This window comes from Streptomyces sp. NPDC038280, from assembly GCF_055600045.1.
The window spans coordinates 96,435-122,608 of the sequence record NZ_JBVJYZ010000016.1; the positions used below are offsets into that span (position 1 = coordinate 96,435).

Sequence of the window (26,174 nt, forward strand, 5' to 3'; positions counted from 1 at the left end):
AAACCTCGGATGAGACAGTGATGTCTCACTTGGTGTAAGGTCGTCTCATGTCAGTCGACCGTGAGCAAGTCCTCCGCGCCGCCGCCGCCCTCCTCTCCCGCAAGTCGACCGCCACCATGGACGAGGTCGCCCGGGCCGCCGGGATCGGCCGGGCCACCCTGCACCGGCACGTCGCGGGGCGGGAAGCCCTGGTCAGGGCCCTGGAAGCATTCGGGATCCAGGAGCTCGAGGCGGCCATCGACCGCGCCCGCTTCGAGGACGGCGATGCCGAGGAGGCATTGCGGCGGTTCGTCACCGAGGTGGAGCCCGTCGCCGGACTGCTGTCCTTCCTCGTCACCGAGAACCAGCTCTTCGAGGGCGACCAGCAGAACGAAGGCTGGTCCCGGCTCGACGCCCGTGTCTCCGCGCTCTTCCGGCGCGGCCAGGAGCAGGGCGCGTTCCGCATCGACCTGACCCCCGCCTGGCTCACCGAGGCCCTCTACGGGCTCATCGGCACCTGCGCCTGGGCCGTCCAGGACGGTCGTGTCGCGGGCAAGGACTTCCAGTACATGATCGTCGAGCTGTTGCTCGGCGGAGCACGCAGGAGCGTGGAGAAATGACCAGGACCGACCAGCTCGCGAAGGACGCGGAGGTGGTGCGCCGCCCGGGACGCTGGCTGGCTCTCGCCGTTCTCGTCCTGGCCGTACTGCTGGTGGCGGTGGACGCCACCGTACTCGGACTCGCGACCCCCTTCCTCAGCGAGGACCTCAAGCCGTCCGGCACCCAGCTGCTCTGGATCGGTGACGTCTACTCCTTCGTCATCGCCGGACTGCTGGTGTCCATGGGCAGCCTGGGCGACCGCATCGGCCGCAAGAAACTGCTGCTCACCGGCGCCGTCGCGTTCGGTGCCGTCTCGGTGCTCAACGCCTACGCCACCAGCCCCGAGATGATGATCGCCGCCCGGGCGCTGCTCGGTGTGGCCGGTGCGACCCTGATGCCGTCCACGCTGGCGCTCATCCGCAACCTCTTCCACGACCCGCGCGAGCGCAGCCTCGCCGTCGGTGTCTGGGGCGCGATGGCCTCCGCCGGCGCGGCCGTCGGACCCGTCGTCGGCGGTTTCCTGCTCGAACACTTCTGGTGGGGCACGGTCTTCCTGATCAATCTGCCCGTCATGGCCGTCCTGGTGATCGTCGGCGTGAAGATGATCCCGGAGTCGAAGAACCCGTCGCCCGGCCCCTGGGACCTGATCAGCGTCGGCCTGTCGCTCATCGGCATGATCGGTGTCGTCTACGCCGTCAAGGAGGCGGCGGCGCACGGTTTCCGGGCGGATGTGGCACTCTCGGCCGTCATCGGCCTCGGTGCGCTGGCCTGGTTCGTCCGCAGGCAGCTCACCCTGCCGTCACCGCTGCTGGACATGCGGCTCTTCCACCACCGCGGCTTCTCCGGCGCGGTGCTGGCCGACCTGCTGACCATCCTCGGACTGTCCGGGCTGATCTTCTTCCTCTCCCAGTTCCTGCAACTGGTCCAGGGCCGACAGCCCTTGGAGGCAGGCCTCGCCGAACTCCCCGCCGCCATCGGCGCCGTGACGGCCGGCCTGATCGCCGGTACGGTCGCCCGGCGCTTCTCCGTACGGTCCGTGGTGGCCGGCGGGCTCGCGGCGGTCGGCCTCGCGCTCGCCGCGCTGACGACCCTCGACCGGTCCACCGGGTATCCGCTGCTCGGCGCGACCCTGCTGGTCGTCGGCGTGGGTGCGGGCTTCGCCTTCACCGTCACCGCCGACGTGATCCTCTCCAGCGTCCCGCGCGAGCAGGCGGGATCGGCCTCCGCGGTGTCGGAGACCGCGTACGAACTGGGCGCCGCGCTCGGTATCGCGCTGCTCGGCTCCATCGTCACCGGCGTCTACCAGGGTTTCGCGACCCCGCCGGGCGTCCCGGGCGGCGCCGCCTCCGCGGCGCACGAGTCCCTGGGCGGCGCGGTGGAAGCGGCGTCCGCCCTCCCGGCCCCGAGCGGTCCGGCGCTGGTCTCGGCGGCTCAGGACGCCTTCGTCGAGGGTCTCCACATCGCGGCGGGCGTCGGTGCGGCGGTCCTGCTGACGACGGCGGTGGCGGCCTGGTTCCTGCTGAAGGGGCAGAAGCTGGAAGAGGGTGTCGGGCACCCGTAGACGCACGCGGGCCCCGACCGGTCACCGGTCGGGGCCCACATGGGTGCCGAGTCCTCGGCTCTTGCGCTCTCGCGCTCCCGTGGCCGGAAGCCGCTACGCGGCCTTGGCCTTGGTCGCGTACATGTCCACGTACTCCTGACCCGACAGCCGCATGACCTCGGTCATCACGGAGTCCGTCACCGCCCGCAGGACATAACGGTCGCGGTCCATCCCGTCGTAGCGGGAGAACTCCATCGCCTCGCCGAAGCGGACCGTCACCCGTCCCGGGCGCGGCAGCCCCGCGCCGCCCGGCTGGATCTTGTCGGTGCCGATCATGGCGAAGGGCACCACGGGAGCGCCGGTCATCAGCGTCAGTCGCGCGATGCCGGTACGGCCCCGGTACAGCCGGCCGTCGGGGGAGCGGGTGCCCTCCGGGTAGATCGAGAAGATCTTGCCCTCCTCCAGCACGCGCCGGCCCGTCATCAGCGCGGCGACACCGCCGCGGCCACCGTCGCGGTCGACGGGGATCATGCCGACGCTCGTGAAGAACCAGGCCATCAGCCGGCCCTTGAGGCCCTTGCCGGTGACGTACTCGTCCTTGCCGATGAAGTAGACCGGGCGGTCCAGGCAGATCGGCATGATCATGGAGTCGATGAAGGTGAGGTGATTACCCGCCAGAATGACGGGGCCGGTCCCGGGAATGTTCTCCGCGCCTTCCACGCGTGGGCGGAACATCAGGCGCATGATCGGTCCGAGCACTGCCTTGATGAGCGCGAGACGGGACAACGGTTCCTCCGGTGTCGTGGCGGTCGTGGACGGCCGACGGTCTGGGCAGGTGATCTGTACAGCTGGTCCGTGCACGTGGTCTGTGCAGGTGAGGACGATACTCGCGGGTCGCTTCCGCGCGCACATCGGGTTCACCGAGTGGATACGCAGTGTTGACGTGAGTTTTCGGCCCGTTCGTCGAGGGTCTCCCCTCCGTAAGGCGTAGCTGCCTACGATCGGCCTCCGTTTGACAGGTGCGGGACATCACACCGGCACGGCGCGGAAGCAGCGGAAGAAGGAGAGTGCGATGACACAGGGCGCGCGCAGGACCCCGGCCCGGCGGACCGTTCTCGGAGCGGCGGTACTGGGCTCCGCGGCACTCGGCGCGATCGGTGTCCCGAGCCCGGCCGCCGCGCGGAACGCGGAGGGAGGCGGTCACCGCCCGCCCGGCCGCGGACTGCCCGTGCCGACCGTCGTCGCCCACCGGGGCGCCAGCGGCTACCGCCCCGAGCACACCCTCGGCTCCTACCAGCTCGCCCTCGACATGGGCGCCCATGTCATCGAACAGGACCTCGTCCCCACCAAGGACGGCCATCTCGTCTGCCGTCACGAGAACGACATCACCGGCACCACCGATGTCGCCGACCACCCCGAGTTCGCGTCCCGCAAGGCGACCAAGTCCGTCGACGGCACCTCCCTCACCGGCTGGTTCACCGAGGACTTCACGCTCGCCGAGCTCAAGACCCTGCGAGCCAAGGAGCGCATCCCCGGCACCCGCCAGGAGAACACCCTCTACGACGGACGCTGGGAGATCCCCACCTTCGAGGAGGTGCTGCGCTGGGCCGAGAAGGAGGGCCGGCGCCGCGGCCACCCGGTCTGGCTGCACGTCGAGACCAAGCACCCCTCGTACTTCCGCGGCATCGGTCTGGCCCTGGAGGAGCGGCTGGCGAAGCTGCTGCGCCGGTACGGACGCCACCGCGCCGACTCCCCGGTCTTCCTGCAGTCGTTCGAGCCGAGCAGCATCCAGCGGCTCTCCCGGCTCGTCTCCTCGCCGAGGGTGGTGCTGCTCTCCGGGGCCACCACGCGCCCCTGGGACTTCGTCGAGGCGGGGGACCCGCGGACGGTCGCCGATCTGATCACTCCCCAGGGGCTGACGTGGATCGCGTCGTTCGCGCAGGGCCTGGGCCCGACGCTGGACCTGATCATCCCCAAGGACGCGAACGGCAGGCTGACGACGCCCACCACGCTGGTCCGGGACGCCCATGAGGAGGGGCTGATCCTCCATCCGTACACGGCCCGCAACGAGAACACCTTCCTGCCGGCCGAATTCCGGCGGGGCACCGACCCGACGGCGTACGGCGACGCCTTCGGGGCATTGAGGGTCTACTTCGAGACGGGCATCGACGGCATCTTCACCGACAACCCGGATACGGGCGTGCTGGCGGCGGCGGACTTCACCGGCCGCTGAGCCGTCACCCGGACGGCCCGCAGGCGCACCCGGACGAGGGGTTTGCGGCGGGGAGGGCAACCAAGCCGCGAACCCCGCGTGTCGTGCCCGTCATGACGAACAGCGACACGGCGCACAGGGACATGACGACGGGCGACGCGGCTGCGACGAGCGCGGCGGCGGCCGGCGCGGCCGCGGGGGACCGGGTGGCGAGCGAGGAGCCCTCGGCGAACGAACCGGATGGCGAGGGGCCGGGCGGCGGGGTGAGGGACAGCCGGGACACGAACCGCGGGGTCACGGACGGCGAGGGGTCGGACGGCGGGGTCACGGACAGCGCGGCGAAGGACGACACCGTCCCGGACGCGCTGACCTCGGACGCGCTGACCACGGGCGCCCTGTTTTCGGACGCCCCGACCTCGGACGCACTGCGCGCCCCCTCCGCCGCGCCCGACCTGGTCGGCGCACTGAGTCCCCTACTCGCCGCCGAGTCCCTGGCCGAGGCCGCCGCCGCGGGCGTCGAACCCGGCGACCTGGAACAGGCCGTCTGGCTGCGGCTCCTCGAACGTCTCCAGGACGACGGCGCCCCGGAGCGCCCCGCCGACTGGCTGCGCCGCGCCGTCCGCGCCGAAGCCCGCCAGGCGCGCCGGGCGGTAGCCCGTGAGCAGCGCTACACGGACGAGGCCCACGCACCCGCCCAGGACCCGCACGCCTCGCCCGAGCGTGCCCTCCTCGTCGCCGAACGCCGCCGGGTCCTGCGCGCGGCGGTCCGCCGCACGCCCGGCCGGTGCCCGAGCCTGCTCACCGCGATGCTGTCTCCGGCCGACCCCACCTACCGGGAAATCGCAGGGGAGTTGGGTATCTCACAGGGCAGTCTGGGGCCGATGCGTTCCCGATGCCTGGGATGCCTGCGCAGAATGCTCGCTACAGAGGTTCCGCTCCTGAACTCCGGGGAAAGGAGCGGTAGACCGACCGGGCGGACCAGGTGAGCGGGAGGCATGCGCACATGGGCATGAGCGTGACCATCTCAGCGGCAGGCGCACAGGACGCCGAGCAGATCCTCAAGCTGCAGTACCTGTGTTATCAGAGCGAGGCCGAGCTGTACGGCGACTACACCATCGAGCCCCTCACCCAGTCACTCGACGCGCTGCGGACCGAACTCGACCGGGGTCACGCCCTGGTGGCGCGGCTCGGCGACGAGGTCGTGGCGTCCGTACGTGCCACCGCGGACGGCGACGGCACGGTCAGGATCGCCAAGCTCATCGTCCATCCCCGGTTGCGGCGGCACGGTCTCGGCGGCCGCCTCCTCGACGCCATCGAGCAGCACTTCGCCGCCGATCCCGCTCCCGCCGCCAAGCGCTTCCGGCTCTTCACCGGACATCGCAGCGAGGGCAACCTGCGCCTGTACCGCAGCAGGGGCTACGAAGCCGTGGCCACGCGCGAGGTCGGCCCCCGACTCACCCTGGTCACCCTGGAGAAGGCCGCCTAGCCCGGCCGCACCGCACCGCCCCGCGGCTCGCGGCGGAAGAGCGCCGCCCAGAGGAAGGGCTCACCGAAGGACGAGGACTCCGGCGGCTCGTCGTGCATGCGGCGCAGAACGCGCGCTCGCGCCCGGTGGCGGCCGGTGGGGCGGCAGGTGGTGGAAGCAGCCCGAGTCGTGAATGAGGTCGTACGGACCGCCCAGCTCGGCCACGTCGAGCGCGAAGGCGTCCCCGTGGTGGAACCGGATGCCGGCCCCGGAAGCAGAGCTGCCTAGGCCCGGCGGGCCCTGCGCAGCCAGAGGATTCCGGTGACCGGAAGCAGTACAGGGATGAAGAGGTAGCCCATGCCGTAGTCGGACCAGACCGTGGCGTCCGGGAACGCTGACGGGTCCGCCAGCGTCCAGGTTCCGACGGTCACGACCCCCACCAGCTCGGCGGCGCAGCACACCAGCGCCGCGCGGCGGGCCGTCTCTCCGCCCCGGAAGAGGGTGTAGGTGATGAACGCGTACACCACGGCGGCGACGGCCGAGAGCGCGTACGCGAGCGGGGCGCGGTCGTACTCGGTGGCGATCTGGTAGATCGAGCGGGAGACCGCGCCGACCGACATCACCGAGTACAGCCACACCAGCAGCATGCCGGGACCCTCGACCAGCCGGGTCCTCTCCCCGGCAGGGGCAGTGGACGTCGTCGACTCAGGCACCGATGCCTCCCCAGATGTCGTACAGCCGCACTTCCAGCACCGCCAGCACGACCGCACCGGCCGCGACCGTCGCCGAGCCCCAGCGGCTGCGCTCGGTCAGGGACATGAAACCGGCCCCGGGCACCGCCAGGAGCGCCCCGAGCAGATACGCGATGAAGATCGTCGTGCCCTCGTCGGCCTTCTCGCCGCGCGCCAGCCGCACGATCCCGACGACCAGCTGGGCCAGTGCGAGGACCGTGACCACGGCCATGCCGATGAAGTGCCAGTCCTTCGTCGGCTGGTTCCGTGAGAAGGCGAAGCCGCACCAGGCGGCGAGGGCGAGCGCGGTCACGGCGACCGCGACCGTCAGGGCGTCAAGCATGGCCCCGAGGGTATTACGGGCCAAAAGACCCGGTGCGGGCGACCCCGGCCGCGGACGTGGGGCCGGGAGCGCCGCGCGGGCGAGACCGTGGGCTCCGCCACAGAGCACGCGCGCTCCGAGCTCCTCGCCGATGTCGTCGTCAGCGACCCGTCGGCGGTGTCGGCCCAGGCCAGGACGGGGGGCCAGGAGGTCACGGGGTTCGAGGCGGCCGTCCGTATGGCGGGAGGGTCTTGTCCGCTATGCGGACACCGTCCATTGGCTCGCAAGGGTGTCTGGTTTACTGGCGCACATGACCACGACGAGCAGCCGCACCCTTGCGACCGAGGCGATCACGACGCCCGGTGCTCGTTGTATGTGTCGAATGTGCGCCTTCTGAGGGCCCCTGCCTGAGCCTCGCGCCCCGAAGCGAGACCCGACAGCCATGCCTCGCGTCCGTACGAACCAACGGACCGGGCCTGCCCCGCGCACGCGCCGCCTCCGGCCACCAGCCGAGCCGGCTCCCCGCGCCTGACTGTCCGAATGACGAATGCCCCGTGCCCGGCGGACCCCGCGCCGCGCACTCGACAGTGACGGAAACCCTGTGATCACCACTTCGGGCCTGACCAAGGTCTATGAGTCGCGAGGCCGCCAGGTCACCGCTCTGGACGGCGTCGACCTCCACGTCCGCGAGGGCGAGGTCTTCGGCGTGATCGGCCAGAGCGGCGCCGGAAAGTCCTCGCTCATCCGCTGCGTCAACCTGCTGGAGCGCCCCACCGCCGGCACGGTGACCGTCGACGGCGTCGACCTCACCGCCCTGGCCGGCCGCGGCCGGCGCGCCGGCGCGGACCTGCGCCGCGCCCGCAGCAGCATCGGCATGGTCTTCCAGCACTTCAACCTGCTGTCCTCGCGCACCGTCAAGGACAACATCGAACTGCCGCTGGAGATCCTCGGCCTCTCCGGAGCCGAACGCTCCCGGCGCGCCCTCGAACTCCTCGACCTCGTCGGCCTCGCCGACAAGGCCAAGGCCTACCCCGCCCAGCTCTCCGGCGGCCAGAAGCAGCGCGTCGGCATCGCCCGCGCACTGGCCGGCAACCCCAAGGTGCTGCTCTCCGACGAGGCCACCAGCGCCCTCGACCCCGAGACCACCCGCTCGATCCTGCAGCTGCTGCGCGACCTCAACCAGCAGCTCGGCCTGACCGTGCTGCTCATCACGCACGAGATGGACGTCGTCAAGACGGTCTGCGACTCGGCCGCGCTGATGCGCGGCGGCAGGATCGTCGAGTCCGGCACGGTCCCGGAACTGCTCGCCACACCCGGCTCCGAGCTCGCCGCCGAACTCTTCCCGGTGACCGGCGACGCCTCCGGCCCCGACCGCACCGTCGTCGACGTGACGTTCCACGGCGAGGCCGCCACCCAGCCGGTGATCTCCCAGCTCTCCCGCAGGTACAACATCGACATCTCGATCCTCGGCGCCGCCATGGACACCGTCGCCGGCAAGCAGATCGGCCGGATGCGGATCGAACTCCCCGGCCGCTACGAGGAGAACGTCGTCCCGGTCGGCTTCCTGCGCGAGCAGGGCCTCCAGGTCGAGGTCGTCGACGCGGACACGGTCGAGGCGGACGCCGCCCCGGCCGCGGGCGGCCCGACCGACACCGTCCCGGGCGCCGACGCCCTGTCCGTACCGGCGCAGAGCGCCCCGCTGGCCAAGGAAGGTGCCAAGTGACCTGGTCGGAGATGCAGCCCCTGCTCGAACAGGGCACCATCGACACCCTTTACATGGTGCTGTGGGCCACGCTGGTCACCATCGGCGGCGGACTGCCGCTCGGCATCCTCCTCGTCCTCACCGACAAGGGCGGACTGCTGCAGAACGCCGTGGTGAACAAGGTCGTCGGCGTGATCGTGAACATCGGCCGCTCGCTGCCGTTCATCATCCTGCTGATCGCCCTGATCCCGTTCACCACCCTGGTCGTCGGCACCTTCATCGGTCCCACGGCGATGATCGTCCCGCTCGCCATCGGCGCCATCCCCTTCTTCGCGCGCCTGGTCGAGACGGCGATCCGCGAGGTGGACCACGGCCTCGTCGAAGCCGTCGAGTCCATGGGCGGATCCGTCCCCACGATCGTCCGCAAGGTCCTGCTGCCGCAGGCTCTGCCCTCGCTCGTCTCCGCCGTCACCACGACCGTCATCGTGCTCATCGGCTACTCGGCGATGGCCGGGGCGGTCGGCGGCGAGGGCCTCGGATCCAAGGCGATCACCTACGGATACCAGCGCTTCGACACGCAGTTCATGCTGGTCACCGTCGTCGTGCTGATCGCGATCGTCACCGTCGTGCAGCTCGTCGGCGACGGCGCCGTCCGGCTCCTCGCACGCCGAGGCCGCACCAGCTCCTGACTTCTTCACCAACAAGCCCGCACTCCTTGTCCGGGCGTCCGTCGCACCACCAGAAAGAGGCACTTTTCGTGCGTAAGAACATCAAGCTCACCGCCGCTGCCGCCGCCACCGCCGCGCTCGCCCTCGGCCTCACCGCCTGCGGCACGGCCTCGGACCCGTCCTCCTCCAAGGACAAGGACGGCAACGCCGACACCTCCAAGGCGCTCGTCGTCGCCGCGTCCCCGACGCCGCACGCCGACATCCTCAACTTCGTCAAGGACAAGCTCGCCGCGAAGGAGGGCCTGAAGCTGGAGGTGAAGGAGTTCACGGACTACGTCCTGCCGAACACCGCCACCGAGTCCGGCCAGGTCGACGCCAACTTCTTCCAGCACAAGCCGTACCTGGACGACTTCAACCAGAAGAACAAGACCCACATCGTCCCGGTCGTCAACGTCCACCTCGAGCCGCTCGGCCTCTACTCCAAGAAGGTCAAGGACCTCAAGGACCTCAAGGCCGGCCAGACCATCGCCGTTCCCAACGACACCACCAACGGCGGCCGCGCGCTCAAGCTGCTCGCGGACAACGGTCTGATCACCCTCAAGGACGGTGTCGGTTCCAACGGCAAGCTCTCCGACATCACCGACAAGAAGGGCCTGGAGTTCAAGGAGCTGGAGGCCGCCACCGTGCCCCGCGCCCTGAACGACGTGGACGCCGCCGTCGTCAACGGCAACTACGCCATCGAGGCCAAGCTCAACCCGGCCACCGACTCCCTGGCCCTGGAGAAGGCGGAGGGCAACCCCTACGCCAACTTCCTCGCCGTCAAGGAGGGCAATGAGAAGGACGCGCGCGTGCAGAAGCTCGCCAAGCTCCTCAACTCGCCCGAGGTGAAGAAGTACATCGAGGACACGTACAAGAACGGCTCGGTCATTCCGGCCTTCGGCGCGGCCAAGTAGGCCCGGCGGTACATTCCTTGAGGCGAAGGCCCCCCCCGCATCCCGTCCGGTGCGTGGGGGTCTTCGCCGTACTCGGCCGCCGGTGACCCGGCCATGCGCATCCCCGGCCCCATGCTGCATGCTGTGCGTTCACGGTCTTTTACAGACGGTCTTCGGTATGGAGCTGCGCATGACTACCACGTTTCCGGACATCTCCATCAGCACGGAACGGCTGGTGCTGCGCGCGCTCGAGGACGACGACGCCCCCGCCCTGGCCGAGATGATGAACGACGAACTCGTCGTCTCCTGGACCGCCGTTCCCCAGCCCTTCACCGAGGCCGCGGCCCGCCACTGGATCACCGAGTACGCGCCCGCCGAACGCGCCGCGGGCCGCGGACTCGACCTCGCCGTCACCGAGTTCCTCACCCAGCGCCTGGTCGGTGTCGTCCAACTGGCGAGCACCAACTGGCGCATCCGCTCCACCGAGATCTCGTACATCATCGCCCCCTGGGCCCGCGGCGAGGGCTACGCCTCCGAGGCCGCGCTCGCCACCGCCCAGTGGCTCTTCCGTGACCAGCGGTTCGAGCGCCTCGAACTGCGCACCGCGGCCGGAAACACCGCCTCCCAGCAGGTCGCCCAGAAGATCGGCTGCATCAGCGAGGGAGTCCTGCGCAACGCGTGGATAGCGCGGACCCAGACCGAGGACGGCGGCTGGACCGACATCAGGACGGACCTGATCGTCTGGAGCCTGCTCGCCGAGGACCTCGAGGGCGTCGCCGACCAGATGGCCGAGGCCGGCGGCTACGGCACCTTCGCCGACTGGAACTGACACACACCAGGTAGCCTCACCACTGCCGCGCCCACACACCCCGTGGGCCGCGCCCGAGACGCCCCGACCCGCGGCGCCCACACCGTGGGCCGCGCCCCGGACGCCTCGAACCGCGAGACCTCCTCACCCGCGAGACCCTCAGGAGACACACGACGATGGCCGACCGGGTCACGGTGATCGGCTGGGACGGTTCGCCCCTCACCGCGGCGGCCCGCTCCGCGCTCTCCGCCGCCACCCTGGTGGCCGGCGCCGCGCACCATCTGGCTCTCCCCGAGGTCCCGCCCGGGGCCGAAAGGATCCGCCTGGGCAGTGTCGACCTCGCCGCCCGGCGCATCGCCGGACACCGCGGCAGCGCCGTCGTCCTCGCCGACGGCGACCCCGGCTTCTTCGGAGTCGTCCGCTCCCTGCGGGCCCCCGAGCACGGCCTGGAGGTCGAGGTCGTGCCCGCGGTCTCCTCCGTCGCCGCCGCCTTCGCCCGTGCCGGAATGCCCTGGGACGACGCCCGGACCGTCGTCGCCCACCAGCGCACCCTGCGCCGCGCCGTGAACGTCTGCCGGGCCCACCCCAAGGTCGCCGTCCTCACCTCTCCCGGCGCGGGCCCCGCCGAACTGGCCCTCCTCCTCGACGGCGTCCACCGGACCTTCGTCATCTGCGAGGAACTCGGCACCCCGCGCGAACAGGTCACCGTCCTCACCTCCGACAAGGCCGCCGACCACGCCTGGCGCGACCCCAATGTCGTCATCGTCATCGGCGGCGCCGCCACCGCCGCGCCGGGCGGTGGCTGGCTGATGGGCCACGACGCCGGCTTCCCCTCAGGGGTGCGGGGCTGGGCGCTGCCGGCGGAGGCGTACGCCGACCACCAGGCAGGCGGGTCGCACGGCGAGAGGGTACGGGCCGATGTCGCGCGGCCCGCCGCCGTGCGGTCCGACGCGGTAGGGGCGGACGCGGTGCGAGCGGAGGGGGCGCGGTCCGATGCGGTACGGGCGGACGCGCCGCGGTCCGATGCCGTGCCGGCGGGGGAGTCGGCCGGGTTGCGCGCCGCTCAACTGGCACGTCTGGGCCCGCGCATCGGCGACCTCGTGTGGGACATCGGCTGCGGCGGCGGCGCGCTCTCCGTCGAGGCCGCGCGCTTCGGCGCCGCCGTCATCGCCGTCGATCTGGACCCGGCCGCCTGCGCCCGGACCGAGGCCGCCGCCCGCCGCTTCGGTGTCCAGCTCCAGGCCGTACCCGGCCGCGCCCCGCACGTACTGGAATCCCTGCCCGAGCCCGACGTCGTACGGATCGGTGGCGGCGGAGTCCCCGTCGTCACCGCCTGCGCCGACCGCCGCCCCGAACGCATCGTCACCCACGCCGCCAACCGCGACGAGGCGGAGGCGATCGGCGCCGCTCTCGCCGAGGGCGGCTACGAGGTGGAGTGCTCGCTCCTCCAGTCCGTCGAACTCGACCCCGGCGCCTGGACCGAGCGTGAGCGCTCCGTCGTCTTCCTCCTCTCCGGACGCAGGCCGGAACGCGCCCCGTGACCGATACGGCACGGAACGGCAGGTAGGCTGGCCGATTGTTGTACCGCAGCCCGGTGTTCGGCGGTTCTGTCCAGCGACCGCTGGAAGGTGCCCCGTCAATATCCGGAAAAGGGGCCCGTTTTGACCCCCCATGCGTGGTACGGCGGAACTGGGGGACGCGCGACGTGGCGCAGTCCACAGCGCACCGTGGCGGATCTCGCTGCCGCGGCGGGGGAAAGGCCGCGACAATGCTTCATGTCCGCGAGCCGTTTCGTGCCGCACGGCGCGCAGGCTCGTTCTTGTTGCGGGCGAAGGTCTGAAGGAGCACAACCGATGGGCGAGGGGTACGCATGACTGACACCGGCCAGATCCCGGGCGAGGGGCTGCCGGAGAACGCAGGCATGGTCGAGCAGCCGGGCATCCCCGCTCCGGGCGCGTACACCTTCCTGGACCCCTCCGAGAGCGCTGCCGAGGACGACGACCTGCTGCTGATGCCCGGTGCGCAGGGTGCGTGGAGTGAACCGCACCAGGGCTCCGTGTCCGCGCCGGCGCAGGTCCCGGGGCAGGTCCCCGCGGTGGGGATCGTCCCGGGTCAGGTGCCGATGGCGGGCCAGCCCCAGGCCCCCGCGTCCGGACCCGTGACCGCCGAGCCGGTCGCGCACGGCCAGAGTCAGGGACAGCCGCAGGCCTACGCCCAGGGGCCGGCGCAGGAACAGATGCAGGCCGTGCCCGCGTACGACACCTATGAGCCGGGCGTCCACGAGACGTCCGGCCGCGACTCCGGGTCCGTGGACCTCGGAGGCGTACGCGTGCCGCCGCCCGTCGCCGCCCAGGCGCCGCCCTCGCGTCGCCCCCTGCACATGGGCCCGCCCGTGCCCGAGGGCAGCGGTGGCGTCGTCCGCTCGCTCGCCGACCGCGGCCCGGCGGGCACCCCGCCGACCCCGATGCCCGCCCGCGTGGCCGCCCCCCAGGCCACGGGTCTCGAGTACTTGGACGTTTCGGGCGAGGAGACCGCCCCGGCCCAGGCGGCGGCCCCCGCCGCGGTGTCCGCTCCCCAGCCGGTCGCCGCTCCGGTCGAGGCCGCGCTGCCCGGTCCGCAGCTCGGCGAGATCCCGCCGCAGGCGGGCGCGCCGTGGGCGTCGCAGCCGCAGGAGCCAGTCCAGCCCCAGGGGCCAGTCCAGCCCCAGGAGGTGGCTCAGCCCCAGGGAGTGGGCCAGCCTCAGGAATCAGCCCAGTCACACGAGGCGCAGCAGCCTCAGGCGCCTGCACCAGTCCCAGCAGAAACGGTCGTCCCGGAGGCGGCCCCGGACGCTCCGGCGGCCGCCGCTCAGTTCGTCCCGGTCGAGGGTTCCGTTCCGACGACTCCGCATCTGGCTCCGACGCCGGTGGGGGAGGTCGCCCCGGTGGAGCCGGTCGCCGTGGAGCCGGTCGCTGCTGAGCCGGTGGCCGAGGAGGCGCCCCAGGCGGTGGCCGAGAACGTGGTTGAGGCCGTGGCTCCGGTCGCGCCCGTCGAGCAGGCCGAGCCCGGCGAGGCAGTGGAGCCCGTAGAGGTCGTGGAGCCCGTGGCCGTGGCCCTGGAGGAGCCTGCTCCGGTTTCCGTGCCGGGACCCGAATCCGTACCCGAGGCGGTCACCGTGGCTGAGGTCGTTGCGGTCGACGAGCCCGGGGCCGAGCCGGTGGCCGAGGTTGTGGCCGAGGACGCGGTGGCCGTCGTCCCGGCGCCGCGTGAAGGCGAGCCGGCTTCGGAGGCTCCCGCCGAGGCCGCGGTGGCCGTGGAGCCGGTCCAGCCCGGCGAGGAGTCTGAGGCACCGGCGGTCGCTGAGGCCGTAGAGGTTGTGGAAGTTGCCGAGCCGGTCGCGGCCGTCGCCGCTGTTGCGGCTGGTGCGGAGGACGTTCCGGTGGTCGCCGCGGAGGGGCAGGCGCCCGTGCCGGGCGACCAGCAGGTGCAGGCGGAGGCCGAGCAGGGAGCGGCCCCCGAGCCGATCGTTGCTGAGCCCGTCGGTGAGTCCGTCGGTGAAGCGGATGCCGAGCCGGACGCGCAGGAGGCCGGCGTCGAGCCGGCCGCCGGGCAGCTCGGCGCCCGGGCGCCCGGCTACGACGACGCCGAGCGCGAGGCCGTCCTGCGCGTCATGCGCGAGCGCCGCGACATCCGGAACGGCTTCCGCAGCGACCCCATCCCGCACGAGGTGCTGCTGCGCGTCCTCGAGGCCGCGCACACCGCGCCGAGCGTCGGGCATTCGCAGCCCTGGGACTTCGTCGTCATCCGCTCCGCCGAGACCCGCCGGACGATGCACGAACTGGCCACCCGTCAGCGTGAGGCATACGCCAAGTCGCTGCCCAAGGGCCGGGCCAAGCAGTTCAAGGAACTGAAGATCGAGGCCATCCTCGACACGCCGGTGAACATCGTCGTCACCGCCGACCCGACCCGCGGTGGCCGCCACACCCTCGGCCGGCACACGCAGCCGCAGATGGCCCCCTACTCCTCCGCCCTCGCCGTCGAGAACCTCTGGCTCGCCGCCCGTGCCGAAGGCCTCGGCGTCGGCTGGGTCAGCTTCTTCGACGAGCGGGAGATGGTCAGGTGCCTGGGCCTGCCCGAGCACCTGGAGGTCGTCGCGTACCTCTGCGTCGGGTACGTCGACGAGTTCCCCGAGGAGCCCGAGCTGATGCAGGCGGGCTGGTCCAAGCGCCGCCCGCTCTCCTGGGTCGTCCACGAGGAGACGTACGGCCGCCGCGCCCTGCCCGGCGAGGAGCCGCACGACCTCCTGCAGGAGACCATCACCAACATCCGCCCCCTCGACGCCAAGGCCCTCGGCGAGGCGTGGGAGCGGCAGAAGCGGATGACCAAGCCGGCCGGGGCGCTCGGCATGCTGGAGATCATCTCGGCGCAGCTGTCCGGGCTGTCCCGGAAGTGCCCGCCGCCGATCCCGGAGCCGGCCGCCGTCGCCATCTTCGCCGGCGACCACGGCGTGCACGCCCAGGGCGTCACCGCCTGGCCCCAGGAGGTGACCGGCCAGATGGTCGCCAACTTCCTGGGCGGCGGCGCGGTCTGCAACGCGTTCGCCAATCAGGTGGGCGCCGAGGTCTGCGTCATCGACGTGGGTGTCGCCTCGGACCTCCCCGCCACGCCGGGCCTGCTGCCGCGCAAGGTCCGCGCCGGTACGGGCGACTTCACCACGGGTCTCGCCATGACCCGCGAGGATGTCCTCGCCGCGATCGAGGTCGGCATCGAGACGGCCCGTGACCTCGTCGCCGCCGGCAACAAGGCGCTGCTGACCGGCGAGATGGGCATCGCGAACACCACGGCGTCGGCCGCGCTCATCTCCGTGTACACCGGCGTCGACCCGGTCGAGGTCACCGGGCGGGGCACCGGCATCAACGACGAGATGCACGCCCGCAAGGTCGACGTCGTCCGCCGTGCGCTGGACCTCCACAAGCCCGACCCGGCGGACCCGATCGGCGTCCTCTCGGCGGTCGGCGGACTCGAGCACGCGGCGATCGTCGGCCTGATCCTCGGCGGCGCGTCCCTGCGTACGCCGGTGATTCTGGACGGCGTCTCCACCGGCGCGGCGGCGCTGGTCGCCCGCGCGATCGCCCCGGAGGCCCTCGCGGCCTGTATCGCGGGCCACCGCAGCGCGGAGCCGGGGCACGTGGCGGCTCTGAACAAGCTGGGCCTGCGGCCGCTGGTCGACCTCGACCTCCGCCTGGGCGAGGGGACGGGCGCGCTGCTGGCCCTGCCGATCGTCCAGAGCGCGGCTCGTGCGATGCACGAGGTGGCGACGTTCGACTCGGCGGGCGTCACGGAGAAGTAGGCGGTCCGGTCACCCCGTGGGTGGGCCGGTCCCGGGTCGGCCCGGTCACCCGGTGGGTGGTCCGGTTGCCCCCGGGGTGGTGCGGGGGCCGGGGCCTCCGGTGGGGGGTGTTCGGACTGCAGCCTCACCGCGCTTCGCGCGAGTTCCGGTGCTTTACGTCCGAACACCCCCCACCTGCGGCCCCGGCCCCCTCCGGCCTGTGGCCCGGCCCCCTTTGGGCGAAGGTCGACCTCGGGCCGTGGGTAACCGCCCTGCCGAACGGAGTCCGGGGGCCGGCCTCCTCAGGCTGGTGGGTAGTCGTCGCGTCCGACGGAGCTCGGTGGAGGGCCTTCTCTGGCCGGTGGCAACCGCCCCCCGGACGGAGTCCGAAAGTGTCCCCTCCTGCCCGGAGGACGGCCTGCGTCGGACGGAGTCCAGGGGGCAAGTCCCCTCTGGCCGAGGGCAGCCCTCGCGCCCACGGAGTCCCGTGGGTGGACACGACGCCGTGGCCGACCGCACGTGCGGTGTGCGTCGCGGTGGGCGGTTCCGGAGGCTTGGGGCGCCTGCCCCGCCCGCGAACCGCCGTCGCGGCGCGAGACGAACCCCACTCCCCACCGCCACACCCCCCACCATCCCGCTATCGTGTTCGCTGGGCCCCCGGCCCACTCCGCACCCCCTCCCACCAGCCGCTTCACCGCCGCAGCGGCCCCGCACACGCCACGCCCCCTCCGAGGAGCCGCACCGCCATGGCCGAGCATGCCGAGCACCCCGCCTACCCCGTCGGACTGCGCCTGACCGGGCGCCGCGTTGTCGTCGTCGGGGGCGGCCAGGTCGCCCAGCGCCGCCTCCCCGCCCTCGTCGCGGCCGGTGCCGACGTCACGCTCGTCTCCCCGTCCGCGACCCCCTCCGTCGAGGCGATGGCCGAAGCGGGCGAGATCACCTGGGTGAAGCGCCGCTACGAGGACGGCGACCTCGCCGACACCTGGTACGCCCTCGTCGCCACGAGCGACCCCGACGCCAACGCGCGCGCGTCCGCCGAGGCCGAGCGGACCAGGACGTGGTGCGTGCGCTCCGACGACGCCGAGGCCGCGACCGCCTGGACCCCGGCGACCGGGCGCAGCGAGGGCGTGACGGTCGCCGTGCTCACCGGCAGGGACCCCCGCCGCTCCGCCGCCGTGCGCGACGCGATCGTGGAGGGTCTGCGCGACGGTTCGATCGCGGCGCCGCAGCACCGTTCCCGTACCCCCTTCGTCGCGCTGGTCGGCGGCGGCCCCGGTGACCCGGACTTGATCACGGTCCGTGGACGCAGGCTGCTCGCCGAGGCCGATGTGGTGATCGCCGACCGGCTCGGCCCGCGCGACCTCCTCAGCGAACTCCCGCCGCACGTCGAGGTCATCGACGCGGCGAAGATCCCGTACGGCCGTTTCATGGCGCAGGAGGCCATCAACAACGCGCTGATCGAGCACGCGAAGGCCGGCAAGTCGGTGGTCCGCCTCAAGGGCGGCGACCCGTTCGTCTTCGGCCGCGGCATGGAGGAGGCCCAGGCGCTCGCCGAGGCCGGTATCGCCTGCACGGTCGTCCCCGGTATCTCCAGCTCCATCTCCGTGCCCGGCGCGGCCGGCATCCCGGTCACGCACCGCGGAGTGGCGCACGAGTTCACCGTCGTCAGCGGCCATGTCGCGCCCGACGACCCGCGTTCCCTCGTCGACTGGGCGTCCCTCGCTAAGCTGCGCGGCACGCTGGTGATCCTCATGGGCGTCGACAAGATCGGAAAGATCGCCGAGGCGCTGATCGCCCACGGCAAGTCCCCCGAAACCCCTCTGGCCCTGGTCCAGGAGGGCACGACGGCCACCCAGCGCCGCGTCGACGCGACGCTCGCGACGGTGGCCGAGACGGTCAGGGCCGAAGACGTACGACCGCCCGCTGTCATCGTCATCGGCGCTGTCGTCGCCGAGGGCCCGAACAAGTAACCGCCGGTTACCCAACTCCGCCCAGCCGTTGGAACCTCACTCCGGACAAGGCAGTATCACCCTGTGGCCGAACTCATCACTGTTGACGACCCCGACGACCCGCGCCTGCGCGATTACACGGGTCTGACCGACGTCGAGCTCCGCCGCAGACGCGAGCCGGAGGAGGGCCTGTTCATCGCCGAGGGCGAGAAGGTCATCAGGCGGGCGAAGCAGGCCGGTTACGAGATGCGGTCCATGCTGCTGTCCGCCAAGTGGGTCGACGTCATGCGCGATGTCATCGACGAGGTACCGGCGCCGGTGTACGCGGTAAACCCCGACCTCGCCGAGCGCGTCACCGGCTACCACGTCCACCGGGGCGCGCTGGCGTCCATGCAGCGCAAGCCGCTGCCGACGGCCGACGAGCTGCTCACCACGGCCCGCCGGGTGGTCGTGATGGAGTCGGTCAACGACCACACCAACATCGGCGCGATCTTCCGTAGCGCGGCGGCCCTCGGCATGGACGCCGTACTGCTGTCGCCGGACTGCGCGGACCCGCTGTACCGGCGCTCGGTCAAGGTCTCCATGGGAGCGGTGTTCTCCGTGCCGTACGCCCGCCTCGAAACATGGCCCAAGGGCCTCGAGTCGGTGCGCGAGGCGGGATTCAAGCTCCTTGCCCTCACGCCCGACGAGAAGGCGTCCTCGATCGACGAGGCGGCGGCACACCGGCTCGAGCGGGTCGCGCTCATGCTGGGCGCGGAGGGCGACGGCCTGTCGACGAAGGCCCTGATGGCCGCCGACGAGTGGGTGCGCATCCCGATGGCGCACGGCGTGGACTCGCTGAACGTCGGCGCCGCGGCGGCGGTGGCGTTCTACGCGGTGGCCACGGGCCGCCCGCAGGACTGAGACTCAGCCCTGAAGGCCCTGGGCCGCCGCGATGCCCAGGGCCACGATCAGCGTCACGACGACGAAGACGAAGATCCGCTGCCGCAGCAGACGGGGGTTCGCGGGCCTGCGGCCGGTGGACGTGGTGCGTACGCCGGGACGGGACGCCGGGCGCCCACCGCCCGTGCGGGCACCGGTGGGACGGCCCTGCTGGGGCCTTGAGCCGCCGGTGCGGGGCCCTGGCGGGCGGGGCGAGGAGCCCTGAGTCGTACGTCCCTGCGTGGACCCGCGCTCCGTGTACCGCTCCGTGGGCCGTTCCTGCTCCGTGCGGTCCCGCTGCGCCGGCGGCCTCGTCTCGGGCAGCCCCTGCGCCTCACGTGCGGCGATCTCCTTGAGCCGCATGGACAGTTGCAGGGTGCTGGGGCGCTCCTCCGGATCCTTCGCGAGACACGCCCGTACGAGCGGGGCCAGGGCGTCGGGCACCCCGTCCAGGTGCGGCTCCTCGTGCACCACTCGGTACAGCATGACCTCCGAACTGCCGTGCCCGAACGGAGAGTCCGCCATCGCGGCGTACGCGAGGGTGGCGCCCAGCGAGAAGACGTCAGTGGCGGGGGTGACCGCCGCGCCCCGCACCTGCTCGGGGGCGAGGAAGCCGGGCGAGCCGACGGCGGTGCCCACATGGGTGAGCGTGCTCGCGCCGGTGGCCCAGGCGATGCCGAAGTCGATGATCCGGGGGCCCTTCGGGGAGAGCAGGATGTTCGACGGCTTGAGATCCCGGTGGACGACGCCGGCCTCGTGAACGGCCACCAGGCCTTCGGAGAGGGCCGCGCCGATCGCGGCGACATCGGCGGCCTGCAGGGGCCCCTCGTCGGCGACCCGGTCGTGCAGGGAGGGGCCGGGGACGTACTGGGTGGCGAACCACGGGCGGTCCGCCTCGAGATCGGCGGCCACCAGCCGGGCCGTGCACCCGCCCCGGATCCGGCGCGCCGCCGACACCTCGCGGGCGAACCGTGACCGGAACTCCTGGTCCTCGGCGAGATCCGGTCGGATCACCTTCAGGGCCACCCGCTGTCCGCGCCGGTCGGAGCCGAGATAGACGACCCCCATGCCGCCGGCGCCGAGCCGCCGATGGAGCCTGAACGAGCCGACGACCCGCGGATCCTCGCGCCGGAGCCGCATCATCGCCATGTCCGTCCCCTACCTACGGTGGGCAGGCCCCACCCCGCAGCCGCGGTTATCCGTTTGACGTGGCACAGCTTACGTATCCCGGCCCCGGTGCGCTCATAGGCCGCGCCCTCATGAACCGATCGATTGTCAGTGCTGGGTGGGAAACTTGAGGAGTGGTCAGGGAGCCGGGGATCCAGGCTCTCTTGACCCGTGCGATATCCCAATGGTCCGTCGCAGAAGGGGGATTGGATCGATGAAGGGTGACCGCGTGGAGATAGTCGTGGACGCGGGAGACACGACGCGTACCTACGAAGTGGTGGCAAGCCGGGCAGGTCGCAGGGTCGAGACGGCGGTGCGCAGAGGGGTGGTCGAAGTGAGCGAAGTCACCCGGAACGGCTCGGTCGTCCGGACCGCCCGTTTCATGGCCAACCGTGTCCTGGCCCTGGTCGAGCAGCCGGTCCCGAGGGAGGCCGAGCAGGAGTGACCCCTGGGGGATGACCCCCACCCGCGGACCCCCGTCTCCACCCAGGGGAGTACGCGGGACGGGGGCGGCTCATCCTCCGGGAGGCCCGCCAAGCGGTACGCGGGCATGACGCCCCGGGCCCCCGGCGTCCCTAGTGTTGAGGCAAGCGGCGGGTGGAGTACTCGTCCCCCGAGGTCAGACACCCGCCGCTGTCAGACATGAAGGAGAGGACCCATGGCGGACACGGCAGTACGGAGCATGATCCGCACCCAGCGGCCCACGGCCCCGTCCGGCCGCCGCCACCCCCTGGTGGCGACCGCCATGGTCCTCCCTCTCGCGGCCCTGCTCGTAGTCGTCTTCGGCGGCTGGGACGCGGTGGTCACACAGGCGTCGTCCGTGGGCGTGATGCTGGGGCGCTGAGCGGCGCCCCGGACCCGGGAGAGCGGCCCGGGTCGGGGACATCCGGCCAACAACCCCGTGGGGACGGGGGTGCGGCGGACGGCAGCGTTTGGCCGGTCAGCTGGGGAGCTGACCGGCCATCGCGCTTTCCCCGGGGCGGGTCGGCCCCCGCGCCTGGTCCCTGGCGCCTGCCACCGGCTTCGGCAAGTGGCGGGGGGACCGGGATCCCCCGCGAAGCCCCACGCGTAGGCTCCCTCCGTGCAGTCCGACTCCCCGGCCCTTCTCCGTGTCCTCGGCGATGTCGCCCGCCACGCCGCGCACCTGCTCGCGCCCCGCGACCCCTGCCGAGCCTGCGGAGCCGCCGCCGCCCCCGCAGGCCCCGTCCTCGCCGACCGGGCCGACGGCACAGTCGTCCGGCACGGGCGTGCTGTCGCCAAGGCGCACGCGCCCGGGACGGACCCCGACGCGCACCGCGTCCGCGTCGCCGTCGCCGGGCACCCACGGCTCGCCGGGATTCTGCTGCCGCCCCTGCCGGCGGCGGACGCGACCGAGGTCCACGGTCGCCCCGTCACCGCCTGGCCCTACGGCACCCCCGTCGACCCCGCCGACCCGGACGCCGCCCCCTGGGAAGAGGCCGCCGTCCTCCTCGCCCGGCTGCACCGCGTCCCGGCCGCCGCGATGCCCGGGCCGCTCCCGCCGATGCGCGGCCCCGCGAAGGCCGCCCTCGCCGTCGCCCGGATGCGTGCCGCCGGACCGCACCCCGCGGAGCGGACCGTGATCCGCGCCTGGGAGAGCCTTCCCGCCTGGGCCCGCGACGAGGCACCGTCCCCCCGTCCCGGCGCCGTCTGCCACGGCGATCTCCACCTGGGCCAGCTCGTCCGCCACCCCGAGCCCGACGGCCCCTGGCTGCTCATCGACGTGGACGACCTCGGGCTCGGCGACCCCGCCTGGGATCTGGCCCGGCCCGCCGCCTGGTACGCCGCCGGGCTGCTGCCGCCGGAGATATGGACCCGTTTCCTGGACGCGTACCGCGCGGCCGGTGGCCCCGCCACACCCCCGCAGGGCGACCCCTGGCCCCAACTCGACGTGCCCGCCCGGGCCCTCACCGTGCAGACGGCCGCCCTCGCTCTGGCCAAGTCCGCTGCCGAGAACCGCGAGGTCGACGACGTCGAGCAGGTGATGATCGACACGTGTGCCCGAATCGCGTCGCTCCGAACCGAGTTGGCGGATCCGGCGTCATCGTAGGGTGAAGCCATCATCCGAACGGCGAGGAGTTGAGCCGATCATGCAGTGTCCCAAGTGCCACGCGGCGATGCACACGTACAACCGCAACGGCGTCCAGATCGAGCAGTGCAGCGGCTGCCGGGGCATCTTCCTGGACTACGGCGAGCTGGAGTCCCTGACCCGCCTGGAGTCCCAGTGGGGCCAGCAGGCCCCGCCCGCGCCGCCGGCCCCCCAGGCCTACCCCGCGCCCGCCGCTCCGGCCTGGGGCGCCCCGCAGCACCACGGCCACGGTAGCCACGGCGGTCACTACCGTCAGCGCAGCTTCGGCCGGATGCTGTTCTCCTCCTGAACGACGGAGCCCCCGGCCGCGAGATGCGGCCGGGGGCTCCGGGCTGTGCGCGATACTGGGATTGAACCAGTGACCTCTTCCGTGTCAGGGAAGCGCTCTCCCGCTGAGCTAATCGCGCGGGACGGTACGAATACCGCAGGTCATGCCGTTACTGCGTGGTGCTGCGTGCGCGATACTGGGATTGAACCAGTGACCTCTTCCGTGTCAGGGAAGCGCTCTCCCGCTGAGCTAATCGCGCGGGGATCCTTGCGGATCAGTGGACGATACTGGGATTGAACCAGTGACCTCTTCCGTGTCAGGGAAGCGCTCTCCCGCTGAGCTAATCGTCCTTGGAGGTGGAGACGGGATTTGAACCCGTGTAGACGGCTTTGCAGGCCGTTGCCTCGCCTCTCGGCCACTCCACCAGGAGTGAATACAGGGGTCGGGAAGATCCCCCACATCGAGCGGACGACGAGATTCGAACTCGCGACCCTCACCTTGGCAAGGTGATGCTCTACCAACTGAGCCACGTCCGCTTGTCGTTTCCGATCCGCTTGCGCGTCCCGGCGACGTGTTGAACTCTAGCGGATTCCTGGGCCAGCACAAAAACGCGTTTCCGCAGCGTGCTGACCTGTGTTCGTGTCGCGTTCGCCGTGGACACGCTCCGGCGGCGCCCCGTGGCGGCCCCGGGGCATCCCGTCCCGCGCCGCCCTAGACTCACATCCGTGCACGACCTCGCTCCTCTGGCCCGCTTCGGCGGCCTCGTCGCAACCGACCTCCGGGATGTCACCAGTGATCCCGAGGCCCTCGACTCCTCCGGCTTCTGGGCCGTCGCGGCGGACTTCGAAGGCCGTCTGACCTGCGCCCGCTTCGGCGACGTACGGCGCGAGCCGGTCCCCGCGCCCGCCCCGGACGCCTGGCGCGGGCCCGCCGCCGGTGACTGGACGTCATCGCTCGACCGCTCCGCGTACACGGCCGGGGTCCGTCGTATCCGCGAGCACATCGCGGCGGGCGAGGTCTATCAGGCGAACCTCTGCCGGGTGCTCTCCGCCCCGCTGCCCGACCCGGCGGCCGCGGACGTCGACGCGCTGACCTCCCTGCTGGCCCGGGGCAACCCGGCCCCCTATGCCGGAACGATTCGGCTGTCCGCCCACGGCGTGGAGATCGCCACCGCGTCCCCCGAGCTCTTCCTGCGCCGCTCCGGGGCCGTCGTCGAGTCGGGGCCCATCAAGGGGACCGGCCGGACCGCCGCCGACCTGCTGGAGAAGGACCACGCCGAGAACGTCATGATCGTCGACTTGGTCCGCAACGACCTGGGGCGGGTCTGCGAGACCGGTTCCGTCTCGGTGCCCGAGCTCTGCGCGGTCGAGGAGCACCCCGGCCTGGTCCACCTCGTGTCGACCGTGCGCGGGGTACTGCGGGAGGACGCCGGGTGGCGCGAGCTGCTGACCGCGACCTTCCCGCCGGGCTCCGTCACCGGAGCCCCCAAGTCCAGCGCGCTGAGGATCATCGACGCCCTGGAGACCGCCCCGCGCGGGCCGTACTGCGGCGGCGTCGGCTGGGTGGACGCCGATGCCGGCACTGCCGAGCTCGCCGTCGGGATACGTACCTTCTGGATCGACCGCGCCGCCCCCGGGGGGGCCGCCCTGCGCTTCGGTACCGGCGCGGGCATCACCTGGGGCTCGGACCCGGAGCGGGAGTGGGCGGAGACCGAACTCAAGGCCTCACGGCTGCTCGCGGTAGCGTCGGGAGCGTACGAGGCGAGCGGAAGGGCCATATCGCGATGAAACTCTGGGTCAACGGCGGGCTGTACGACGAGGACGCAGCCCGGGTCTCCGTGCTGGACCACGGTCTGACCGTGGGCGACGGCATTTTCGAGACGGTCAAGGCGGTGCGTGGTGAAACGTTCGCGCTGACCCGTCACCTCGAGCGGCTGACCCGCTCGGCCCGCGGTCTCGGGCTGCCCGACCCCGACCTCGACGAGGTGCGGCGCGCGTGCGCGGCGGTCCTCGAGGCCAACCCGATGGAGCTGGGCCGGCTCCGCATCACGTACACCGGCGGATTGTCTCCGCTCGGCTCCGACCGGGGCGACGCCGGGCCCACCCTGATCGTGGCGCTGGGCGAGTCGAGCCGCCGCCCCGACTCCACCGCGGTGATCACCGTCCCCTGGACCCGCAACGAACGCGGCGCGCTCACGGGCCTGAAGACCACCTCCTACGGGGAGAACGTCGTCGCCCTCGCCAGGGCGCGGGAGCAGGGCGCCTCGGAGGCGCTGTTCGCCAACACCGTCGGGCAGCTCTGCGAAGGCACCGGGTCCAACGTCTTCGTCGTCCTCGACGGGCAGATCCACACTCCGCCGGTCGCCTCCGGCTGCCTCGCCGGCATCACCCGCGCGCTGACCGTCGAGTGGACCGGGGCGCAGGAGACCGACCTGCCCATGGACGTGCTGGAGCGGGCCGACGAGATCTTCCTGACCTCCACGCTCCGCGACGTGCAGGCCGTCCACCGCGTCGACGACCGTCAACTCACGGGCGCCCCGGGCCCGGTGACCGCCAAGGCCATGCGGATCTTCGACGAGCGGGCCGCGGCCGATCCGGACCCCATCACCGCGTAAAAGGTGGTGACGGCCGGCCGTGGGGCAGGTAGAACACCCCTGATGACCACCACCCTGCGGCCGACCGGGCCGCTTCAGCAGGCCGCTGACGGCACCCGCTCGCGTACCTACGAGGTCTGCGTCAACAGCCGTCCCGTGGGTGCGGTCGAGCTGGCCACCGTGGCCGACTTCGGCCCCGCGGTGGGGACGATCAGCGGGCTGCGCATCGACGAGGCCGACCGTCGCCGGGGCCGGGGCACGGTCGCCGCGCTCGCCGCCGAGGAGGTGCTGCGTGGCTGGCGCTGCCGCCAGATCATGATCTCCGTACCGGCCGACGCGCAGGTGGCCCTGCGCATGGCGACCACCCTCGGCTACACCGAACGCAGCCGCAACATGCTCAAGGAGCTCGGCCCCGCGCCCGAGCTGCCGGAAGGCCTCGACATGCGCCCGATGACGCAGGCCGAGTACGAAGTGTGGGCAGCCGCCACCCACGACAGCTTCGCTCAGAGCTGGATCGCCCGGGGGCTGCCCGCGGAGCAGGCCAGGGCCAAGGCCGAGGCCAGCGCGCGGGAGCATCTCCCCGACGGGCTCGCGACCCGGGGCGTGGCCGTTCACGTGGCCGTCCGCGACGGGCAGGTCGTCGGCACGCTCTGGACCGGACCGCACGAGGTGGAACCGGGCGTCGAGGCGGCGTTCGTGTACGACGTCGGGGTCGCCGAGGCCCAGCGCGGCAAGGGCTACGGCCGCGCGCTGATGCTGCTCGCCGAACGGGTCGCCCTGGAAGCCGGGGCACGCCTGCTCGGACTCCATGTCTTCGCGGGCAACACCCCGGCGCTGCGGCTGTACGAGTCGCTCGGTTACCGGACGACCAACGTCAACAGCCTCAAGGAGCTGTTCTAGCC

The 26,174-nt window shown here is 72.2% G+C and carries 23 protein-coding genes, 5 tRNA genes and 2 pseudogenes; 20 read left to right on the top strand and 10 right to left on the bottom strand.

Annotation, left to right across the window (positions count from 1 at the left end):
* Window positions 1-47: 47 nt before the first annotated feature.
* Window positions 48-599 carry a TetR/AcrR family transcriptional regulator gene (locus ACZ7J0_RS27000; protein WP_470891549.1) on the top strand — a complete coding sequence of 184 codons (552 nt, stop codon included), beginning with the start codon at window positions 48-50 and terminating at the stop codon, window positions 597-599.
* On the top strand, window positions 596-2,140 hold the full coding sequence (locus ACZ7J0_RS27005; protein ID WP_470891551.1) for an MFS transporter: 1,545 nt from the start codon (window positions 596-598) through the stop codon (window positions 2,138-2,140). The genes ACZ7J0_RS27000 and ACZ7J0_RS27005 overlap by 4 nt, the downstream gene beginning before the upstream one ends.
* A 93-nt stretch (window positions 2,141-2,233) precedes the next feature.
* Here ACZ7J0_RS27005 and ACZ7J0_RS27010 read toward each other — a convergent pair whose 3' ends face one another.
* Window positions 2,234-2,905, bottom strand: coding sequence for a lysophospholipid acyltransferase family protein (locus tag ACZ7J0_RS27010; protein ID WP_470891553.1), 672 nt, complete (start codon window positions 2,903-2,905; stop codon window positions 2,234-2,236).
* Between the two features lie 286 nt (window positions 2,906-3,191).
* Between ACZ7J0_RS27010 and ACZ7J0_RS27015 the strand changes: the two genes are divergently transcribed.
* From ACZ7J0_RS27015 to ACZ7J0_RS27025, 3 genes and pseudogenes are all read left to right on the top strand, one after another.
* Window positions 3,192-4,352: a glycerophosphodiester phosphodiesterase gene (locus ACZ7J0_RS27015; protein WP_470891555.1), complete on the top strand. Its 1,161-nt coding sequence runs from the start codon at window positions 3,192-3,194 to the stop codon at window positions 4,350-4,352.
* Window positions 4,353-4,726: 374 nt separating this feature from the next.
* A pseudogene (locus ACZ7J0_RS27020) lies at window positions 4,727-5,295 on the top strand (sigma-70 family RNA polymerase sigma factor).
* A 39-nt stretch (window positions 5,296-5,334) separates the two neighbouring features.
* A complete protein-coding gene (locus tag ACZ7J0_RS27025; protein ID WP_470891557.1) occupies window positions 5,335-5,817 on the top strand; it encodes a GNAT family N-acetyltransferase in 483 nt (160 codons plus the stop codon).
* Here the strand turns inward: ACZ7J0_RS27025 and ACZ7J0_RS27030 are convergent.
* From ACZ7J0_RS27030 to ACZ7J0_RS27040, 3 genes and pseudogenes are all read right to left on the bottom strand, one after another.
* A pseudogene (locus ACZ7J0_RS27030) lies at window positions 5,814-6,069 on the bottom strand (SAM-dependent methyltransferase); the annotation flags it as partial. The gene ACZ7J0_RS27025 and the pseudogene ACZ7J0_RS27030 overlap by 4 nt on opposite strands.
* Window positions 6,070-6,080: 11 nt before the next feature.
* Window positions 6,081-6,443: a hypothetical protein gene (locus ACZ7J0_RS27035; protein ID WP_470891661.1), complete on the bottom strand. Its 363-nt coding sequence runs from the start codon at window positions 6,441-6,443 to the stop codon at window positions 6,081-6,083.
* A 58-nt stretch (window positions 6,444-6,501) separates the two neighbouring features.
* Window positions 6,502-6,870 (bottom strand): hypothetical protein, encoded by a 369-nt coding sequence (locus ACZ7J0_RS27040; protein ID WP_470891559.1) that lies wholly within the window; start codon window positions 6,868-6,870, stop codon window positions 6,502-6,504.
* 580 nt (window positions 6,871-7,450) lie between these two features.
* Here ACZ7J0_RS27040 and ACZ7J0_RS27045 point away from each other — a divergent pair.
* From ACZ7J0_RS27045 to ACZ7J0_RS27080, 8 genes are all read left to right on the top strand, one after another.
* The gene (locus tag ACZ7J0_RS27045) at window positions 7,451-8,572 is read left to right on the top strand and encodes a methionine ABC transporter ATP-binding protein (protein WP_470891561.1); all 1,122 of its coding nucleotides are present in this window, start codon (window positions 7,451-7,453) and stop codon (window positions 8,570-8,572) included.
* The gene (locus ACZ7J0_RS27050; RefSeq protein WP_470891563.1) at window positions 8,569-9,240 is read left to right on the top strand and encodes a methionine ABC transporter permease; all 672 of its coding nucleotides are present in this window, start codon (window positions 8,569-8,571) and stop codon (window positions 9,238-9,240) included. The genes ACZ7J0_RS27045 and ACZ7J0_RS27050 overlap by 4 nt, the downstream gene beginning before the upstream one ends.
* A gap of 68 nt (window positions 9,241-9,308) precedes the next feature.
* On the top strand, window positions 9,309-10,172 hold the full coding sequence (locus ACZ7J0_RS27055; RefSeq protein ID WP_470891565.1) for a MetQ/NlpA family ABC transporter substrate-binding protein: 864 nt from the start codon (window positions 9,309-9,311) through the stop codon (window positions 10,170-10,172).
* A 169-nt stretch (window positions 10,173-10,341) separates the two neighbouring features.
* Entirely contained in the window at window positions 10,342-10,980 is a 639-nt protein-coding gene (locus ACZ7J0_RS27060) for a GNAT family N-acetyltransferase (protein ID WP_470891567.1), read from the top strand.
* A 155-nt stretch (window positions 10,981-11,135) separates the two neighbouring features.
* A complete protein-coding gene (gene cbiE, locus ACZ7J0_RS27065; RefSeq protein ID WP_470891569.1) occupies window positions 11,136-12,500 on the top strand; it encodes a precorrin-6y C5,15-methyltransferase (decarboxylating) subunit CbiE in 1,365 nt (454 codons plus the stop codon).
* A gap of 329 nt (window positions 12,501-12,829) precedes the next feature.
* Window positions 12,830-16,288 (top strand): nicotinate-nucleotide--dimethylbenzimidazole phosphoribosyltransferase, encoded by a 3,459-nt coding sequence (gene cobT / locus ACZ7J0_RS27070; protein ID WP_470891571.1) that lies wholly within the window; start codon window positions 12,830-12,832, stop codon window positions 16,286-16,288.
* 725 nt (window positions 16,289-17,013) lie between these two features.
* Complete coding sequence (gene cobA, locus ACZ7J0_RS27075; RefSeq protein ID WP_470891573.1) at window positions 17,014-18,237, top strand: uroporphyrinogen-III C-methyltransferase; 1,224 nt, start codon at window positions 17,014-17,016, stop codon at window positions 18,235-18,237.
* A 63-nt stretch (window positions 18,238-18,300) separates the two neighbouring features.
* The gene (locus ACZ7J0_RS27080) at window positions 18,301-19,119 is read left to right on the top strand and encodes a TrmH family RNA methyltransferase (RefSeq protein ID WP_470891575.1); all 819 of its coding nucleotides are present in this window, start codon (window positions 18,301-18,303) and stop codon (window positions 19,117-19,119) included.
* 3 nt (window positions 19,120-19,122) lie between these two features.
* On the opposite strand, the gene ACZ7J0_RS27085 is transcribed toward ACZ7J0_RS27080, so the two are convergent.
* Window positions 19,123-20,286 (bottom strand): serine/threonine-protein kinase, encoded by a 1,164-nt coding sequence (locus ACZ7J0_RS27085; RefSeq protein ID WP_470891577.1) that lies wholly within the window; start codon window positions 20,284-20,286, stop codon window positions 19,123-19,125.
* Window positions 20,287-20,518: 232 nt separating this feature from the next.
* Here ACZ7J0_RS27085 and ACZ7J0_RS27090 point away from each other — a divergent pair, with 232 nt between their 5' ends.
* The 4 genes from ACZ7J0_RS27090 to ACZ7J0_RS27105 all read left to right on the top strand — a co-directional run bounded on the left by ACZ7J0_RS27090 (window position 20,519) and on the right by ACZ7J0_RS27105 (window position 22,700).
* The gene (locus ACZ7J0_RS27090; RefSeq protein WP_468709329.1) at window positions 20,519-20,749 is read left to right on the top strand and encodes a hypothetical protein; all 231 of its coding nucleotides are present in this window, start codon (window positions 20,519-20,521) and stop codon (window positions 20,747-20,749) included.
* 213 nt (window positions 20,750-20,962) lie between these two features.
* Window positions 20,963-21,148 (top strand): hypothetical protein, encoded by a 186-nt coding sequence (locus tag ACZ7J0_RS27095; protein WP_470891579.1) that lies wholly within the window; start codon window positions 20,963-20,965, stop codon window positions 21,146-21,148.
* 237 nt (window positions 21,149-21,385) lie between these two features.
* A complete protein-coding gene (locus tag ACZ7J0_RS27100; RefSeq protein WP_470891581.1) occupies window positions 21,386-22,372 on the top strand; it encodes a phosphotransferase family protein in 987 nt (328 codons plus the stop codon).
* 40 nt (window positions 22,373-22,412) lie between these two features.
* A complete protein-coding gene (locus ACZ7J0_RS27105; protein WP_470891583.1) occupies window positions 22,413-22,700 on the top strand; it encodes a TFIIB-type zinc ribbon-containing protein in 288 nt (95 codons plus the stop codon).
* Between the two features lie 46 nt (window positions 22,701-22,746).
* Here the strand turns inward: ACZ7J0_RS27105 and ACZ7J0_RS27110 are convergent.
* The 5 genes from ACZ7J0_RS27110 to ACZ7J0_RS27130 all read right to left on the bottom strand — a co-directional run bounded on the left by ACZ7J0_RS27110 (window position 22,747) and on the right by ACZ7J0_RS27130 (window position 23,215).
* Window positions 22,747-22,818 (bottom strand) — tRNA-Val (locus tag ACZ7J0_RS27110).
* Window positions 22,819-22,866: 48 nt separating this feature from the next.
* Window positions 22,867-22,938, bottom strand: a tRNA-Val gene (locus ACZ7J0_RS27115).
* Between the two features lie 19 nt (window positions 22,939-22,957).
* Window positions 22,958-23,029, bottom strand: a tRNA-Val gene (locus tag ACZ7J0_RS27120).
* Window position 23,030: 1 nt separating this feature from the next.
* Window positions 23,031-23,104, bottom strand: a tRNA-Cys gene (locus ACZ7J0_RS27125).
* Window positions 23,105-23,142: 38 nt separating this feature from the next.
* Window positions 23,143-23,215: transfer RNA gene (locus ACZ7J0_RS27130), tRNA-Gly, on the bottom strand.
* A gap of 189 nt (window positions 23,216-23,404) precedes the next feature.
* Between ACZ7J0_RS27130 and ACZ7J0_RS27135 the strand changes: the two genes are divergently transcribed.
* Genes ACZ7J0_RS27135 through ACZ7J0_RS27145 form a run of 3 tightly spaced genes read left to right on the top strand, consistent with a single transcriptional unit; the run spans window position 23,405 to window position 26,172 of the window.
* Window positions 23,405-24,466, top strand: a complete 1,062-nt coding sequence (locus ACZ7J0_RS27135) for a chorismate-binding protein (RefSeq protein ID WP_470891585.1) — start codon at window positions 23,405-23,407, stop codon at window positions 24,464-24,466.
* Window positions 24,463-25,293 carry an aminotransferase class IV gene (locus ACZ7J0_RS27140; protein ID WP_470891587.1) on the top strand — a complete coding sequence of 277 codons (831 nt, stop codon included), beginning with the start codon at window positions 24,463-24,465 and terminating at the stop codon, window positions 25,291-25,293. The genes ACZ7J0_RS27135 and ACZ7J0_RS27140 overlap by 4 nt, the downstream gene beginning before the upstream one ends.
* 42 nt (window positions 25,294-25,335) lie before the next feature.
* Complete coding sequence (locus ACZ7J0_RS27145; RefSeq protein ID WP_470891589.1) at window positions 25,336-26,172, top strand: GNAT family N-acetyltransferase; 837 nt, start codon at window positions 25,336-25,338, stop codon at window positions 26,170-26,172.
* Window positions 26,173-26,174: the final 2 nt, after the last annotated feature.

Coding starts and splice junctions, on each gene's coding strand:
- ACZ7J0_RS27000 (WP_470891549.1), top strand. CDS start 48: ATGTCAGTCGACCGTGAGCAAGTCCTCCGCGCCGCCGCCGCCCTCCTC.
- ACZ7J0_RS27005 (WP_470891551.1), top strand. CDS start 596: ATGACCAGGACCGACCAGCTCGCGAAGGACGCGGAGGTGGTGCGCCGC.
- ACZ7J0_RS27015 (WP_470891555.1), top strand. CDS start 3,192: ATGACACAGGGCGCGCGCAGGACCCCGGCCCGGCGGACCGTTCTCGGA.
- ACZ7J0_RS27025 (WP_470891557.1), top strand. CDS start 5,335: ATGGGCATGAGCGTGACCATCTCAGCGGCAGGCGCACAGGACGCCGAG.
- ACZ7J0_RS27035 (WP_470891661.1), bottom strand. CDS start 6,443: ATGCTGCTGGTGTGGCTGTACTCGGTGATGTCGGTCGGCGCGGTCTCC.
- ACZ7J0_RS27040 (WP_470891559.1), bottom strand. CDS start 6,870: ATGCTTGACGCCCTGACGGTCGCGGTCGCCGTGACCGCGCTCGCCCTC.
- ACZ7J0_RS27060 (WP_470891567.1), top strand. CDS start 10,342: ATGACTACCACGTTTCCGGACATCTCCATCAGCACGGAACGGCTGGTG.
- cbiE (WP_470891569.1), top strand. CDS start 11,136: ATGGCCGACCGGGTCACGGTGATCGGCTGGGACGGTTCGCCCCTCACC.
- cobT (WP_470891571.1), top strand. CDS start 12,830: ATGACTGACACCGGCCAGATCCCGGGCGAGGGGCTGCCGGAGAACGCA.
- cobA (WP_470891573.1), top strand. CDS start 17,014: ATGGCCGAGCATGCCGAGCACCCCGCCTACCCCGTCGGACTGCGCCTG.
- ACZ7J0_RS27085 (WP_470891577.1), bottom strand. CDS start 20,286: ATGGCGATGATGCGGCTCCGGCGCGAGGATCCGCGGGTCGTCGGCTCG.
- ACZ7J0_RS27090 (WP_468709329.1), top strand. CDS start 20,519: ATGAAGGGTGACCGCGTGGAGATAGTCGTGGACGCGGGAGACACGACG.
- ACZ7J0_RS27095 (WP_470891579.1), top strand. CDS start 20,963: ATGGCGGACACGGCAGTACGGAGCATGATCCGCACCCAGCGGCCCACG.
- ACZ7J0_RS27105 (WP_470891583.1), top strand. CDS start 22,413: ATGCAGTGTCCCAAGTGCCACGCGGCGATGCACACGTACAACCGCAAC.
- ACZ7J0_RS27140 (WP_470891587.1), top strand. CDS start 24,463: ATGAAACTCTGGGTCAACGGCGGGCTGTACGACGAGGACGCAGCCCGG.
- ACZ7J0_RS27145 (WP_470891589.1), top strand. CDS start 25,336: ATGACCACCACCCTGCGGCCGACCGGGCCGCTTCAGCAGGCCGCTGAC.